The organism is Sphingomonas eleionomae (genome assembly GCF_049889035.1).
In the GTDB taxonomy this organism is placed as follows: Bacteria; Pseudomonadota; Alphaproteobacteria; order Sphingomonadales; family Sphingomonadaceae; genus Sphingomonas.
The window spans coordinates 59585-74807 of record NZ_JBLTWP010000001.1 but is presented as its reverse complement, the minus strand read 5'-3'; the positions used below and the strand labels follow the sequence as shown (position 1 = coordinate 74807).

The window sequence follows — 15223 nt, the reverse complement described above, 5'->3', positions numbered from 1 at the left end:
CCCTGACTATTCGCAATGATGCATTGGCGGCATAACGATGCTCATGCTCAAAATAAGGTCAGAACCGATGGTTGATGAACACAAGCCCGGCTTGCCTCGGCGCAATCTTCTCGCTGGCTTGGCCGCCTCGCCCCTGTTGATGGCTGCGGCAAAAGGCTCGACGTCGCCGGCGATCTCGAACGATCGCCGCCGCCTGGGATCGCTCGAGGTCTCCAGCATCGGGCTTGGCGTCCAGAACCAGAGCCGCAAATACACGACCGAGACGCCTTATCGAGCCGAAATGATCGACCTCATTCGCACCGCGTTCGATCACGGTGTGACCTTTTTCGATTGCGCGGAGGCTTATGGCCCGCATGAGTGCGAGCGCATTCTGGGCGAGGCGATCCAGCCGTTCCGTGACAAGGTCATCATTACTTCAAAATTCGGCTGGAACATCGATCAGGAAACCGGAACCCGTCGCCCCGGGCTGAACAGCCGGCCGGCCCATATCAAGATCGTTGTCGACGGCATGCTGAAGCGTTTGCGGACCGATCGCATCGATCTGCTTTATCAGCACCGCGTTGATCCCGAAGTGCCCATTGAGGAAGTGGCCGGTGCGGTTCAGGATCTGATGCGGCAAGGCAAAGTCCGGCACTGGGGTCTCTCCGAGATGGGCCTCAAAACGCTGCGCCGCGCGCATGCGACCTTGCCGGTCACCGCTGTACAGAACGAATATTCAATGCTGTGGCGTGGCCCCGAGGCCGAAGTGCTGCCGCTGTGCGAGGAGCTCGGTATCGGCTTCGTTCCATGGAGCCCGCTTGGCGTCCAGTTCCTGACCGGCTGGATCGACGCCGCAACGCGCTTTGCGCCGGGTGATATCCGCAGCTTGGAAAGCCGTTTTGCACCGGAGAATATTGGCCATAATCTTCAGCTGGTCGCGCTCGTAAAGGCGTGGGCAGTGCGCAAGAGGGCCGCACCGGGCCAGATCGCGCTGGCCTGGCTGCTGGCGCAAAAGCCATGGATCGTGCCAATACCGGGAACGACCAGTGCCGCGCATATGCGGCAAAACACTGCCGCCGCTGCGGTTCGGTTCACGACCGACGAACTCGCCGAGCTGAATGCTTCGGTTCGCGCGATCGAGGTGCGCGGGCAGCGACTTCCCGATGCGGTGCTAGCCTATTCCAATCAAGAGGCACCGCCCATGGTGCAGCGGTGAGGTCGATTGCCATAGCGGTGATTGCCACGGCCCTGTCCGCTGAACTCGCCACGGCGCAGCAGATTCCCCCGACTGTCGCGCCAGAGGATATGCACTGGGTAGCGCCAGCGCTTGCGGGCTTCACCGACGAGGTTCTGTTCGGCGAGGTGTGGAAGCGCAGCGACCTGACGCCCCGCGACCGCAGCCTGGTGACCTTGGCGGTGCTGGTTGCTGGTGGGCATGACGGGCAGCTGACGGGGCATGTCAATCGTGCGCTGGATAACGGTGTGAAGCCTGTCGAGATCGGGGGGCTGGTCACCCACGTCGCATTTTATGCCGGTTGGCCTCGGGCTGTGGCTGCGCTGGGGGTTGCGCGAGCAGCACTCGAGGCACGTGGGATCAATGCCGCCGAGATGAGAATGCCGGATGCGGGTTTAGGCATCGCACGTATGTCGAACATTATGCGAAAGGGCGCCGGACCGATCGTGGGAGGTAGTGCTACACACTTTACCGGCAATGTCAGCGTGTCGGCTCCATTCGACGGCGCTGGGACTGGGCGTCTTCGCGGTTCGACGGTGCATTTCGAGGTCGGTGCACGGACGGCATGGCACAAGCACAGTGCCGGACAAACGCTGATCGTAACCGAAGGATGTGGCTGGACACAGCAAGAGGGTGGCTCAGTTGAGCGGATTTGCGCTGGCGACGTAGCGGTGATCGGTCCAGGTGTGAAGCATTGGCATGGTGCTACGGCGAGCTCTTCGATGACGCACGTGGCCCTGTCGGACAATGCGGATGTGGAGTGGCTGGAGCCAGTGTCGATTAGTGAATATTCGCGAGGGCCTCGCTGAAGCGAACTTAGGAGAGGTTAATGAAACAGATCGTCGCCATCGCTTGCGCCCTCACGCTGACACACGCATCCGCGCACGCTCAAAGCACTCCAGTCAGTGAATACGGAACTCCGATCGCAGCCGAGCAAGCGCAGGCGCTCATTCAACGTGGCATGGAGCTGGCTGCCACTCGAGGGTTCAAGATGGCCTTCGCTGTTGTCGAGCCTTCCGGCGAACTCGTGGCGTTCACACGGATGGATGGCGTTCCTTATGCATCGATCCGCCTGGCCCAGCAAAAGGCCCGCACCGCTGCACGCTTGCGGGTATCGTCCGCGGCGCTGGAAGAGCGGGTGAAGAATGGCCGCACGGTGCTGCTGTCTTCCGATGAGGTCATAGCAATAGGCGGCGGTGTGCTTATCGTCATCGACAATCGGATCATCGGCGCGCTGGGCATATCCGGTGCCACCGCCGACCAGGATACGGAAATCGCCGAGGCGACCCTCGGGGCAGCACTTCGCGCGAGAGAGTGATGTTCGGCACATGGTTTACTGTGGCCCGCAACGCTTGTTTTCTGCGGCGCAGATCAGTGCGACTATGCAAGCTTAAGGGGAAATCAAGCGGTTTTGACAGTGACGCAGATTAAGCCAAGCTAAAAGAAATGGTCTACGAGCGCTACGCTGGAGCCGTCCCGCATGTAGTTAATCCCCCCGCGCTCGCAAAGTAGTTAGCCCTTGGTTGCCAACGACTGCTTTTTTGCGTGGCAGACCTTGGCTGGAATGGCAGCTCTTTAGGCGCAAAGTAGACTTAAACGCTACCGCTGGGCATCCACCGCTATTGTATCGTGCGTCGAGTGGATTAACGGTCGCGCTGCTCGTTTCAGGAATGGCTCTACCTTCGCGGTTGATGCAGGCTTCGACGCGTGAGCTTTACACCTATGAATGGCGGGGCCGACACTCGTCAGCCCCGCCATCTTTCATACAGACGGCTGAGCGAAATAATCCCCGGAAAGCAGATCGGTCAGCAGATCGACCTGCTCCGGCTGCCAGCCCAGCATCGCGCGGGTCTGCGCACTGGATACAGGTGTGTCCATGGCTGCGAACGCTGCGAACCAGCCGAAATGCCCCGCTGCTTCGTCTGCGGAGATCGACCGAACCGGCAGCCCGAGTTGGAGGCCAATCGCCTCCGCGATCGTGCGGAACGCGACCTGTTCCTCGGCGACCGCGTGGTAGGCGCGCGATGTCGTACCGTGCTCCAGCGCCAGCCGATAGACACGCGCCGCATCGAGCTGGTGCACTGCCGTCCAGCGGTTCTCGCCGGCACCGATGAACGCCGAAACGCCTCTCTCGCGAGCGATCGCGGCCAGCATCGGAACGAAGCCGCGATCCCCAGGGCCATGCACAGACGGAGGCAGGCGGACGACAGCGGCGCGCACGCCGCGGTCAGCAAGTTCGGCGGCGGCAGCCTCTGATTGCCGCGGATAATCGGGATCGGCCGGCGGAGTGTCGGTCTCGAATGCGACCCGCCCCGGCGCGAGGAAAGCCGCACCGGCGGTTACCAGCAACGGGCGATTGCTTCCCGCAAAGGCCTCACCCAGTACTTCGATTGCGCGACGGTCCGCCACGCTGCTGGCTGCGAAGCGCGTGAAGTCGTGATCGAAGGCCGCATGAATAACCGCGTCCGCTGCCATCGCCGCTTCGGCTAGGCTGTGCGGCTGCTCCAGCGATCCCCGGTGGACCGCAGCTCCGGCGTTGCGAAGCGCGCTGGCGGCGCTGTCCGAACGGGCCAGCCCAACCACCTGGTGACCCGCCCCAAGCAGTTCCGACACAATTGCCGACCCGACAAAACCTGTCGCCCCGGTGACGAATATTTGCATGAGTGCTCCTCCATCTGATGCGAAGCACGGTCTCGATATCAATACCCGAACCGGGTAAAGTAGTGTCCTTATACGGGTATAAGGATTACCGGCTTGACGGTGGCAAGGATCGACCAAAGCGGGCTGGGCGCGTACCTCAAGGATCGGCGGGCCCGACTGAACCCCGCTGCGCTGGGCTTTCTGGCAGCGCGGCGGCGCACACCCGGACTTCGGCGCGAAGAGGTGGCACAGCGCGCCAATATCAGTACAACCTGGTACACCTGGCTGGAGCAGGGGCGCGGCGGCGCGCCATCGGCGATGGTTCTCGATCGAATCGCGCAGGCGTTGATGTTGACCGAGGCAGAGCGCGAACATGTGTTCCTGATGGCGCTCGGACGCCTGCCCGACATCCGCTATCGAGGGGTTGAGGGCGTCACGCCGCTGCTGCAGCGCGTGCTCGATTCGATGGGCACGACGCCTGCGATCCTCAGGACCATGACCTGGGACGTCGTCGCGTGGAATCGGGCGGCTGCCATCGTGCTGACCGACTATGCGGCGCTCGCGCCCGAGGAACGCAACATCCTGCGACTGATGTTCTGTGATCCCCATGCGCGCGCGGCGCAGCACGACTGGGAAGCGGTGGCGCGTTTTGTGGTGGCGGTATTTCGTGCCGAAGTGGCGCGCGCAGGCGCGGCGGACCAGGCCGCGCCGCTGGTGGCCGAGCTCAGCCGGCTCAGTCCCGAGTTCGCCGCGATGTGGCACGACCATGACGTTCGCGCGCACGGCGAAGGGCTGAAACGCCTCCGCCATCCCATCCTCGGTCAGATTTCAATCGAATATGCCGCGTTCGCGGTCGACGGGCGGCCCGATCTGTCGATGGTGGTTTATCAACCCGCCAGCGCCGCGGTGTCCGCCGCAATCGCGACCTTGATGAACAGTCACGGCACGGCTGCCGGCAAATCATGAACCGCAGCTTCGTTTGCCTCGGTCGCGAGACTGCGGACAAACGCCAGAAATGCGCGCGTCTTTGCCGGCATCCATTCTGACTTGCGATAATAGGCATTGAGCGGGAAGGTTTCGTCGGACCAGTCGGGAAGGATCTGGACGATATCGTCCTGCAGCCGTGCATCGACATAGAGCTCGAGCAGCTGAACGATGCCCGCGCCTGACCGGCAGGCACCGATCAGCGAACCTGTATCATTGACCATCACCCGGCCCACGGGCTCAAACGGGATGACCTCACGGCCGCGGCGAAACTCCCATTCAAACGGACGTCCGGTTACGGGATCGCGTATCGTCACGCACTGGTGGCCCACCAACAGATCGGCGGGTATCGTCGGCGTTCCATGCGCATTGAGATAGGCTTTTGACGCACAGGTGACGACACGGGTGTCGAGGAGCCGTTCGGTGTGCAGCGAGCGGCTGCCCAGATCACCGAAGCGCACCGCGACGTCCAACGCGTCGGCGACGAAATCGCCGATCGAGTCGCGAACGAATATCTCGACACGCAGTTCAGGATAGAGATCGAGAAACGTTTTGATGCGCGGTGCGAGCACGAGATGGCCGAACGTGCCATCGACATTGACCCGCAAGGTTCCCCTGACCGCCGCTCGCGATCCGCTAGCCAAGTCCGCGGCCTCTTCGATGCCAGCAATCAGCGGGCCGACAGCTTCATAAAAGCGCCGTCCCTCCTCAGTGAGTGAAATGGCCCGGGCGGATCGATTGAAGATGCGGATGCCGATGCGAGCCTCCAGCCGTGCAACCGCTCGGCTGACGGCAGGCTGGGTAAGCCCCATCGCCTCACCGGCCCGCGCGAAGCTGCCCGCTTCGATTACCGCGCCCAGAACACCGATGCCGCTCAGCAATCGCCCGTCAAAGCGCATTATCCATACTTTCTGTCATGCATATTCTGATAATTATGCATTATTCGTCATGCGCCGTCATGCGTAATTGCAGCTCACGGGAACCGGTTCGATCGGCAGAAGCGAGCTTTTGTCCATCTGCACCATCACCCTTTCGGCAAGGAACACTGTATGAATGACGCAACGGCGCTCGACCAATACCGCCTGCTTGGCCGTTCCGGCCTGCGGATCTCGCCGCTGGCGCTCGGCACCATGACCTTCGGCTCTGATTGGGGCTGGGGTGCCGATGCCGATGAAGCGGGGCGCATCTTCGATGCCTATGTCGATCGCGGCGGCAATTTCATCGACACCGCCGTCAACTACACCGACGGCACATCCGAACGCATTCTCGGCACGCTGATCCGGGGGAAGCGCGAGCGTATCGTGCTCGCGACCAAGGCAACCATGTCGCGCGATCCCGCCAATATCAATTCGGGCGGCAACCATCGGCTCAACCTGATTCGCTCGGTCGAGACCAGCCTACGCCAGCTCGATACCGACCGGATCGACCTGCTCTACCTCCACGCCTGGGATTTCACGACGTCGCCGGAGGAAGTAATGCGCGCGCTCGACGACCTCGTGCGCGACGGCAAGCTGCTCTATCTGGGCATCTGCAACACGCCTGCATGGCGGATTGCGCAAATGCAGACGATCGCCGACCTGCACGGCTGGTCGCCGCTGGTCGCTCTGCAGATCGAGTACAGCCTCGTCGAGCGCACCGTCGAACATGAACTCATGCCGATGGCACAGGCCATGGGCTTGGGCGTCCTGCCTTGGTCGCCGCTCGGCGGCGGCATCCTGTCGGGCAAATATGCCAGCACCGACCTGACTGACGACAATAGCGCCGATGTGTCGCCGACACGCAAGGGGGTGATCGCGTCGTCCGGGCATTTGAACGAACGGTCGCTGGCGATTGCCGATGTCGTGGGCAAAGTCGCCGTCGAAGTCGGTGCCTCGCGCGCGCAGGTGGCGCTGGCATGGACGCTTCGCCATCCGGCCGTGGTGTCTCCCGTGATCGGCGCTCGCACGCTCGCTCAGGCCGAGGACAATTTCGGCGCACTCGATCTTCGGCTCAGCGACGACCATCTGGCGCGGCTCAACACGGCAAGTGCACCCGACCCAATCTTTCCACAGCGCTTCGTTGCACGGCCGATGGTCCAGCAACTGATCTTCGGGACCCGCTCGGTCACGCCGCACCGCGGCTGATCGCCCTTGGTGTCCAAAGGAACCGCGACCATGCCCGCACTTCACCTGCAACTGCCAAGAGCGGCGAGCAGCATCGTTCTGCTCGTCTTTGCCGTCGGCACTGCAACCGACCCGGCGGGTTCGAAGACTTCGACTCCGCTAGCCAATGCTGAGATCGCAGCTGACATGATCGAGCAGCGGAACGCTGCAACTGTGCGTGCGGCGTTCGACCAATGGAAGGCGGGCGGTGATGTCTTCGCCGAGCTGCTCGCGCCCGATGTCGTCTGGACGATCCACGGGTCCGGGCCGGTCGCCGGCACCTATAGTGGGCGTGATGAGTTGATCGACCGCGCGTCCACGCCGCTTGTCACCCGGCTGGCGACACCCATCGTTCCCAAGGTTCACCGCATCGTCGCCGATGGTGGCACCGTCATCGTCCGATTCAGCGGTGCCGCCACGACCCGATCGGGCGAGCCGTATCGCAACGAATTCGTTTGGATTTTCCGCATGAGAAACAATCGCGTCGTCGAGGGCGAAGCGTTCCTCGACCTGGTCGCCTATCAGAGAGTTGTCGAAACCGATGCCCCGCGACCACGATAATGCGCCCGGCTCGTTCAATGTCGCGCGGCCTCGCGTGCCGCCGCGGCTACGACGCGAGCAGGCCCCTCGCCATCGCCCGGAAGGCCTCGATCGCACGGGGCAGGACGGATCGGGGTTCGGTGCTCGCCGCAACCCAGAGCGCCGCGTCGAGTGCGGCACCGTTGAGCAATCGCGCTGCAGCCTCGATATCGACCGGCTTCAGTCGACCATCGCGGGCCAGCTGTGCCAGTACAAGGCGGGTTTCGACAAGACAGACGCTTTGGCTCGGCCATTGCGACGGATCGCCCAGAAAAGCCGGACCATCGCGCAGCACGATGCGCTGCACCTCGGGGTCGAGCGCCAGCTCGATATAGGCAATGCCTTCCGCCTCAAGCGCCGCCCAGGGGTCCGGCGCACGGGCGGCGCTGGCCTTGGCCGTGGCCGCCATTTCGCCGTCGATCTCAGCGACCACTGCGGCGAGCAGACCCTGTTTGTCACCGAAATGGTGGTAGAGCGCGCCCCGCGTCAGCCCGACCGCGGCGGTGAGATCGTCCATCGACGCTGCAGCAAACCCCTTTTCGGCGAACGCCTTGCGTCCGGCGGCGAGGAGCTTGCCACGGGTTTCAGCCATCATTGCCGCACGGGTTTTGCCGGTCATGTATCTCCGATCATCGCAAACATACCACCGCTCAGTTGACATACGCTACGTATGTGAGCAATTGGCATACGAGCGGTATGTTTAGCGTTGCGGCCAACTAATGGCCTCTATCGCAGGGGAACGAAGCAATGACAAAACGCGACGCCATTTTTCCTGCCGGGCGGCAGGCGCTGTACGACATCCATCGCTATTCCGCCGCGGTTCGATCCGGCGACCTGCTATTCGTATCGGGGCAGGTCGGCAGCCGCGACGACGGCACGCCGGAGCCCGACTTTGAGGATCAGGTGCGGCTCGCCTTCAGCAATCTTCGCGCAGTGCTTGCCGCAGTGGGCGGCACGCTGGACGATGTCGTGGACGTCACCACGTTCCACACCGATCCGGTGAACCAGTTTGATCGCGTCCTAGCGATCAAGGACGAAAACTTTCCGAATGCACCCTATCCGACCTGGACCGCGATCGGCGTCAACTGGCTCGCCGGGTTCGATTTCGAGATCAAGGTCGTCGCGCGCATCCCGGCGACAGAATGACCCTCATGGCGCGAACAGCGCGGGCAAAGGACGATGCCGATTCCTGAGGCCAAGAACACAAACGGAGTTATTGTAATGGCGTACCACACCCTTCCCCCCGTTCCCCGATCCGCGAAATCTCTCGGCATCGCCGCTTTGCTGAGCGTCAGCCTCGTCGGTTGTATGTCGGGCGCTGAGCGGCGGCAGGTTAATCTCCAGAATGACGCGGACACCTGCGCCAATTTCGGTGCCCGCTACGGCTCGCCCGCCTATAGTGACTGCATGCTCGCGCAGCAGCGTCGGCGCGACTTCAAGAAGATCGAGGACCTCGAAAAGACCAGGCTGACCAGCGAGATTGCGCGCGACGCCCAGATCATGGCCGACCGCGCTCGCAAGCAACGCTGCGACCGTGACCCCAGCCGCCGTGAATGCAAGCGCTGACAGTTCAGGAGAAAACAGATGAATTGGGAATATCTGACGGTCGAGGAAAAGCTCGATGCGTTGAAGCTGAACGAGTTGGGTCAGCAGGGGTGGGAGCTGGTGGCTGTCGTGTCGCCAGGACACTTTGTGGTACACTATTTCTTCAAGCGAGCGCTGAACGCCTGAAATGGTCGGGTACGGCCGGATCGCACATGCGATAGGCCGTGCCCGAACGGCGTCTTGCATGGTCGGGTTGTCGGCATTTTTGGTGACAAAGCGCTGATGCAAGCATCCGCTCCTGCAAACACGCCAACCCCGATGCCGCATACCCGTTCACCAGAAGACCGATCGTGACGTTTGATGAGGAAATGGCTGGGTTCTTTAACGCCTATGTCGTTGCGTTCGCGGGCAGCGACGCCGATGCCCTTATCGAGATGTTGGATAGGGTCGCGCTTTCCCCCTCGCCCACAGGAAATTTCGCAGTGGAGCGGCCAGCGTTTCGTGATCATTGCGTTACCTTGATGGAATTCTACCGACAGCAAGGCGTGATCCGGCCCGAAGGCGAGCTGTTATCCGCAACCGAACTGTTCCCGGACGTCGCTCAGGCACGCATCGCCTACCGCATGTACGGCCAGCGCGACGCGCTGATAGCCGAATGGACCCATGTCTACATTCTGCGACGCACCGATCGATGGCGGGTGTCTCTTTCAATAGCCGATGGTGAAATGGCTGCTTGGGTCGCCAAGAGCGATCAGCTTTAGCGGGGTGACAACTATCTCAAACTCAGAACGCGGAGAAGGACGTCCTCCACGTTCGACTTCCGAGCCTCTGAGTTGGTAGACGCTCGGCCATGGTCGTGAACCGCGGGCACAAGCGAATCTGCCCGCAATACTACGCCAAACCCGCACTACGCCATCGCTGTCCGCCGCCGTTGCGACTTTGGAAATGGTGTACCCGACAGGATTCGAACTACCTTCTGGTTGTGAGCCTATCGAAGTGAGGTGTGTCCGCTTGGGATACGCCCTTTCTAGTCTGAACAACCGACATGGGGCGCTTTGCCGACCGCTAGCTACTGCAAAAGCGGCCGAGCCGCTTCTGGGCCGGTAGCGGACCGTCCGGTTTCGACTGGCTAGACGTGCATTGCGGCCATCCGCTGAGGCAATGATCCCGCCGCCACCGCCGCTCGTGCCACCCACTAACCGTGTGCCTGCCACGGACCATCTTGCGGGTATTGCGTGAAGTGGGCATGGCGCTGAGGCCCGGCGTCGGGGCGCTGGCTTCGTTCTTTTGCTTCAAGTGTTCGTTGCTCAGGACAAGTTCGGTCGCGGCCAGATTGCTTCCCGGCTGAGAGACCTTGCTGGCGCCGACTAGCCTGGATCCGGTGGTGTTCCTGCTGTGCGGCAGTCACGCGCAGAAGAAAGCGGCCGTGGTGGACCGCAGTGGCCATCTGGCGCTGACGGCGCCTGCCGGCTTTCTCGGCTGCAGCAATTTCAGCCAGGCCGACGCCTTTCTGCCGGCGCGCGAGCGCGGGGCGATTGATTGGCGCCAGCCAGCGGCGGCACAAGCGGCAGCGTAAGCCCCAGGGGTGCCGAATGCCAGGCCTGCCCCGCCCAGGCGCTGCGCGACAATCGAAAGCGCCGCAAGGACCAGGACCGCGCGATCGCAATCGGCTGCAGGACTCTCGGCACGGCGGTACGGGACCGCCATGGATGCGCCGGGCGTCAGGGGTTCATTCACGGATGTGCAGGACGCTGATCGCGCCCACCACCATCGCTGCCGCCAGGACCAGGAGCAGGGCGCCGAAATCCCGGGGCGTCGCTAACAGCGCCGTCAGGATCGCGCCGACCAGCGACGGGATCGTGTTGGTGAGATTCATCAGGCCCAGGTCGCGGCCCCGCCAGAGAGGGTCGGGCAGCAATTGCAGGATCAAGCCTTCGTGCAGCGCCAGAAAGGCCAGCGCACAAACGGCATGCACGCAATAGGCGATCATTGCCGCTGCCGGGCTAGGTGCAAGCGCCATACCGACCAGCGCCAGCGCGCCCGTCGAGACCAGCAGGATCAGGAACGGTTTGCGCCGCCCCCGCTTGTCGGACCAGCGGCCAAGCAGGATCGCCGTCGGGACGGCCATGGCATAGGCCAGCACATGCAGCAGGGCGGCGCGGCGCGACAGCATGGCCGACGACTGGTCCGGCGATAGGCTGGCGAGATAATAGAGCGTGTAGAGCGAGAGGATGCCGAAGGCGACCTGCACCAGCAGCCGTGCTGCCCAGGCTAGCATCAGGTCACGGCGCGCCCTCGCCAATCGCTGTTCATGCCGGGGCGAGCGTGCAGGCTGAACCTTGCCGCGCACGCCGAGCAGCGGCGCGACAAACGCAATGCTGATCCCCGCGACGATCGCTAGGCGCACGGGTTCATCCGTCACCGGCAACGTGACGAGCAGCGCGGACACCCCAGCCGCCAGTGGCGCGCCAAGCGCCAACGTGCCGCCCGCCAGCCCCTTTTCGGTGTCGGGAATCTCGTCCGCCATGATCGCCATCATCGGCGCGATGACGGCGTTGACCGACAGCTGGAACAGGATGACCGTCCCGACCAAAAGGACCACCGTGTCGGCAAGCGCGAACAGCATCAGCGCCGCGCCAGTGAACGCCAGCCCGGCCAGCATCCAGGGCCGCCGCCCGCCGCCGCGCTGAACGCTGAGGTCACTGAGCCAGCCGAACAGCAGATTGGCCATGCTGGCGGTGATCGCACCGGCGATGATCGCCAGGCTGAGCATGGCGATGCGCTGATCGGCGGCGAGCAGGGCGACCTTGAGCGGCAGCAGCAGCGTGAGCAGCGGCAGGAACGCCACCACCGCCCCGGCATGGGCCAGCGCGCAGGCCAGGACGATGGGCGGCATCATCCGCGCGCGTGCCGCTGGCCTTGATGCCATCGCGTTCCTCTCCTCCCTTCCGATCGCCCGGTTTTCGGGTCGCCTCGATCAGCGTGCCAAAGCTTGCACCGACTTGCAAAAGGCGGATTGCAGCACCGGGAAATGCACCCGGGAAACCGCCGGTTGCCGCCTCGCCAATTGCTTGACAAGGGTCGGTTGTCTGAGGCAAGTGAACGTTCACAATTATAAAGCGAGCCGGACGGCCGCGATCAGGAGAGGAACCGAGCCGTGGCCCTGCCGCGCCTCCTCATCACGTCCCCTCCCCGCGCACCCGTGCTGGCCCGAACGACAGATCGGCACGGGCAATCAGCTCGGCCTGAAACGGGGAGAGCTGTGATGAAAACTCAAATCCTCCGCCTGATGCTGGGCGCCGCGATCGGCGCGCTTGCCTTGCCGCACGCCGCGCTGGCGCAGGAGGCGCCGACCGGAAGCGCGCCGCAACCGGGCGAGCCGGAGCCTGACGAGCAGGACGCGCCCCGCACCGCACCGGTCATCGAGGGGGACGACGTCATTATCGTTTCCGCCGATCGCAGGGCTGAGCCGCTTCAGGACTATGCCGGCACGGCGGCGGTGCTGACGGGCGACGAGCTGAACCGCATCGGGATCAACACGCTCGAAAATTTGAACGACGTGCTGCCGGGGCTTCGCGTGCAGAACCTGAACGGCGCGATCAATGTCGCGCTGCGGGGCATCGGCACCAACCAGAATACCGAACTGGGCGACCCGAATGTCGCCACGCATTTCGACGATGTCTATGTCCCGCGCGTTCAGGGCCTCAGCAACGCATTTTTCGACCTGCAAGCGGTCGAGGTGAATTTCGGGCCGCAGGGGACGCTGCGCGGACGCAACGCATCGTCGGGATCGCTCAACTTCATCGCCTTCAAGCCCGAGCTTGGCAATTTCGGTGGCATGATTGAGGGCGGGGTCGGCAATTACGATCAGGTCAGCGTGCGCACCGTGCTGAACCTGCCGATCGGCGAGAAGATGGCGACCCGCATTTCCGCCAGTTTCGACAGCCACGGTCCCTATTACCGCAATGTCGGCCGCTTTCCCGATGTCGAGGCGCCCTATCAGGCGGACAACCGCGGCGTGCGCGGCCAGTGGCTGTACAAGCCGACCGACGAAATCAGCATCCTGCTGGCGGGCGACTATAATTACCAGACGACGACTGGCTTCAACGGCTCCAACTATTCCGCCTTTCTGGGGCTCGAAGACGGGCTGACCCGACTGGCCGACGAGGTGGAGGATCCCCGCGCGGTGCTCACCGGGCCGCTGGGTGAGCGCTACACCACCGAACATTCCGGCTTCCGCACCCGGCTGGCCTATGAACCCGGCGGGCTGTTCAACGTCGAATATATCGGCAGCTATCGTGACCTGCGTTTCAACTCCAAGGGCGCCGGGCCGATCGGCGTCGCCTTTCCCGATTTCGAGGAGGCCTTTTACGGCGGCGCGATCGGCGAGGAGCGGCTGGACAATTACGGCCAGGGGATCAGCCGCAACGGATCGCGCTCGTCCTTCCACGAACTGCGCCTGTTCAGCGACGACGAGCCATTCAAATATTCTTTGGGTGGCAATTATTTCTGGGAACGGCAGCGCACCTTCAGCAGCAGCGTGTCCGACAACAACTCCTTCTTTCAAGGACAAGAGTTCAACACCCGCACCACCAGCGAAGCCTTCGCCTTTTACGGCGATGCCACCTATTCGGTGACTGATGCATTCCGCGTCACCGGCGGCGTGCGTTATACCAAGGACCGCAAATCGCGCACCGGTGTCATTTCGCGCTATTTTTTCGGCGGCGGTGCGTCGGATTTTGGCTGCTGCGGATTTTTCAGGCTCGGCACGCCAGGGTTTGAGTTCAACACTGACAGGACGATCTTCGATCCCGACCAGAATGGCGACGGCATTATCTCTTCGGGAGAGCAGCTGTTCTTCTTCCTCGACGGGGTAAAGCGCTTCGGCACGCGCGACACCATCTTAGACGCATTCGGCCCGGCAATTGACGCAATCAACGCCAATCCGGTCCTCCTCTCCGATCCCGCCTATACCATCCCGGCGGGCCGGGGCTGCTATACCCCAGCGGTCGCCCCTGGGTTCCAGTGCGTGAACGGCGACGGCTTCACCTATAATTTCGTCGCGCACACCATCAACAACCAGGCGGCAGCGATCACCAGCGATTTCGTCGACTGGCGGCTGCGCGCGGAATATGACATCACGCCCGAAAATCTGGTCTATGCGCTGGTCTCGCGGGGGCACAAGGCGGCAAGCTTCAACGACAATCTCGGCCCGCTCGGCCCCGCGCCGTTCTTCCGTCCGGAAAATGTGACCCTGTTCGAGGTCGGCACCAAGAACGAGTTCAAGGTGTTCGGCCGGACGGCGGTGTTCAACCTCGCCGCATTCTACAACAATTATAACGACCAGCAGCTGACCGCCCTGCTCGGCGTGCAATCGATCATCGAACAGATCACTGGCCCCAATGGCGAGCTGATCGACGTGACCGGGCCGACCCAGGTGCCGGACGGGTTCACCCAGAACCAGGTCGTGTCCTTCACCTATAACGCGGCGGACAGCGAGACCTATGGCCTGCAGGGCAGCGGGTCGATCATCCTGCCCGGCAATTTCAAGTTCGGCGCCGATTTCCTGTGGCTGGAGGCGCGCGTCAAGAATGCCGAGCCGGTGCAGGATTTCCGGTTCCAGTCGGACGTCAACTCGGTTGATGCCATCGCCCGGCCGATCAACGGCAAGCGGCTGCCCTATACGCCGCGGTGGCAGTTCAATGCCGCGCTTGCCCAGGTTATTCCGATCGGCGGCGGCACAGAGGATGCGACCTTTGACTGGCTGGTTAGCGTGTCGTGGCGCTCGTCCAGCTTCGGCACGATCTTCAATTCGGAGGATTACCGCTTCCCGGATACGCCGCGCGCCTTTCTGGAGGATCGCATCCCGTCCTATGCCATCGTCAACCTGGCGGCGGGCGTGACGCGCGGCAAGTTTCGCGTCGAGGGCTATGTCAACAACCTCACCAACAAGACGGTTGCTGCCGGCCTGTTGGTCAGCCAGTTCAGCAATACCCGCTGGTTCACCAATCCCCGGCTGGTCGGCGGACGGGTAAGAATCAGCTTCTGATCCGGGCGGGGAGCAGAACATGCTTGCTGCTCCCCATCCACCCACATAGGTAAAGTGACGCGTAAAGGGCGT

General features: G+C 62.9%; 16 protein-coding genes. 12 read left to right on the top strand and 4 right to left on the bottom strand.

Features of this window, described 5'->3' with window-relative positions; genetic code table 11:
* The first annotated feature begins 139 nt into the window (after window positions 1-139).
* The 3 genes from ACNI3Q_RS00320 to ACNI3Q_RS00310 are packed head-to-tail and all read left to right on the top strand — an operon-like array spanning window position 140 to window position 2531.
* Window positions 140-1195: an aldo/keto reductase gene (locus tag ACNI3Q_RS00320; RefSeq protein ID WP_426274155.1), complete on the top strand. Its 1056-nt coding sequence runs from the start codon at window positions 140-142 to the stop codon at window positions 1193-1195.
* On the top strand, window positions 1192-2022 hold the full coding sequence (locus ACNI3Q_RS00315; RefSeq protein ID WP_426273174.1) for a (R)-mandelonitrile lyase: 831 nt from the start codon (window positions 1192-1194) through the stop codon (window positions 2020-2022). Before ACNI3Q_RS00320 ends, ACNI3Q_RS00315 begins: the two co-directional genes overlap by 4 nt.
* A gap of 20 nt (window positions 2023-2042) precedes the next feature.
* Window positions 2043-2531, top strand: coding sequence for a GlcG/HbpS family heme-binding protein (locus ACNI3Q_RS00310; RefSeq protein ID WP_426273172.1), 489 nt, complete (start codon window positions 2043-2045; stop codon window positions 2529-2531).
* A 443-nt stretch (window positions 2532-2974) separates the two neighbouring features.
* On the opposite strand, the gene ACNI3Q_RS00305 is transcribed toward ACNI3Q_RS00310, so the two are convergent.
* Window positions 2975-3874, bottom strand: coding sequence for an SDR family oxidoreductase (locus tag ACNI3Q_RS00305; protein WP_426273170.1), 900 nt, complete (start codon window positions 3872-3874; stop codon window positions 2975-2977).
* 99 nt (window positions 3875-3973) lie between these two features.
* Here ACNI3Q_RS00305 and ACNI3Q_RS00300 point away from each other — a divergent pair, with 99 nt between their 5' ends.
* The gene (locus ACNI3Q_RS00300) at window positions 3974-4819 is read left to right on the top strand and encodes a helix-turn-helix transcriptional regulator (RefSeq protein WP_483263595.1); all 846 of its coding nucleotides are present in this window, start codon (window positions 3974-3976) and stop codon (window positions 4817-4819) included.
* Here ACNI3Q_RS00300 and ACNI3Q_RS00295 read toward each other — a convergent pair.
* Window positions 4792-5736: a LysR family transcriptional regulator gene (locus tag ACNI3Q_RS00295; protein ID WP_426273166.1), complete on the bottom strand. Its 945-nt coding sequence runs from the start codon at window positions 5734-5736 to the stop codon at window positions 4792-4794. The two genes, ACNI3Q_RS00300 and ACNI3Q_RS00295, sit on opposite strands and share 28 nt — an antisense overlap.
* Before the next feature lie 150 nt (window positions 5737-5886).
* Between ACNI3Q_RS00295 and ACNI3Q_RS00290 the strand changes: the two genes are divergently transcribed.
* Entirely contained in the window at window positions 5887-6960 is a 1074-nt protein-coding gene (locus tag ACNI3Q_RS00290; protein WP_426273164.1) for an aldo/keto reductase, read from the top strand.
* A gap of 30 nt (window positions 6961-6990) precedes the next feature.
* The gene (locus tag ACNI3Q_RS00285) at window positions 6991-7539 is read left to right on the top strand and encodes a nuclear transport factor 2 family protein (RefSeq protein ID WP_426273162.1); all 549 of its coding nucleotides are present in this window, start codon (window positions 6991-6993) and stop codon (window positions 7537-7539) included.
* 46 nt (window positions 7540-7585) lie between these two features.
* Here the strand turns inward: ACNI3Q_RS00285 and ACNI3Q_RS00280 are convergent, their stop codons facing one another.
* Window positions 7586-8176, bottom strand: a complete 591-nt coding sequence (locus ACNI3Q_RS00280; RefSeq protein ID WP_426273160.1) for a TetR/AcrR family transcriptional regulator — start codon at window positions 8174-8176, stop codon at window positions 7586-7588.
* Window positions 8177-8304: 128 nt separating this feature from the next.
* On the opposite strand from ACNI3Q_RS00280, the gene ACNI3Q_RS00275 reads away from it, so the two are divergent.
* The 5 genes from ACNI3Q_RS00275 to ACNI3Q_RS00255 all read left to right on the top strand — a co-directional run bounded on the left by ACNI3Q_RS00275 (window position 8305) and on the right by ACNI3Q_RS00255 (window position 10678).
* On the top strand, window positions 8305-8703 hold the full coding sequence (locus ACNI3Q_RS00275; protein ID WP_426273158.1) for a RidA family protein: 399 nt from the start codon (window positions 8305-8307) through the stop codon (window positions 8701-8703).
* Between the two features lie 75 nt (window positions 8704-8778).
* Complete coding sequence (locus ACNI3Q_RS00270) at window positions 8779-9123, top strand: hypothetical protein (protein WP_426273156.1); 345 nt, start codon at window positions 8779-8781, stop codon at window positions 9121-9123.
* A gap of 18 nt (window positions 9124-9141) precedes the next feature.
* Window positions 9142-9288 (top strand): hypothetical protein, encoded by a 147-nt coding sequence (locus tag ACNI3Q_RS00265; protein WP_426273154.1) that lies wholly within the window; start codon window positions 9142-9144, stop codon window positions 9286-9288.
* A gap of 164 nt (window positions 9289-9452) precedes the next feature.
* Entirely contained in the window at window positions 9453-9863 is a 411-nt protein-coding gene (locus tag ACNI3Q_RS00260) for a hypothetical protein (protein ID WP_426273152.1), read from the top strand.
* Between the two features lie 623 nt (window positions 9864-10486).
* A complete protein-coding gene (locus ACNI3Q_RS00255; RefSeq protein ID WP_426273151.1) occupies window positions 10487-10678 on the top strand; it encodes a uracil-DNA glycosylase in 192 nt (63 codons plus the stop codon).
* Between the two features lie 153 nt (window positions 10679-10831).
* Here the strand turns inward: ACNI3Q_RS00255 and ACNI3Q_RS00250 are convergent, their stop codons facing one another.
* On the bottom strand, window positions 10832-12031 hold the full coding sequence (locus ACNI3Q_RS00250) for an MFS transporter (RefSeq protein WP_426273149.1): 1200 nt from the start codon (window positions 12029-12031) through the stop codon (window positions 10832-10834).
* 336 nt (window positions 12032-12367) lie between these two features.
* Here ACNI3Q_RS00250 and ACNI3Q_RS00245 point away from each other — a divergent pair, with 336 nt between their 5' ends.
* Window positions 12368-15151, top strand: coding sequence for a TonB-dependent receptor (locus tag ACNI3Q_RS00245; RefSeq protein WP_426273147.1), 2784 nt, complete (start codon window positions 12368-12370; stop codon window positions 15149-15151).
* Window positions 15152-15223: the final 72 nt, after the last annotated feature.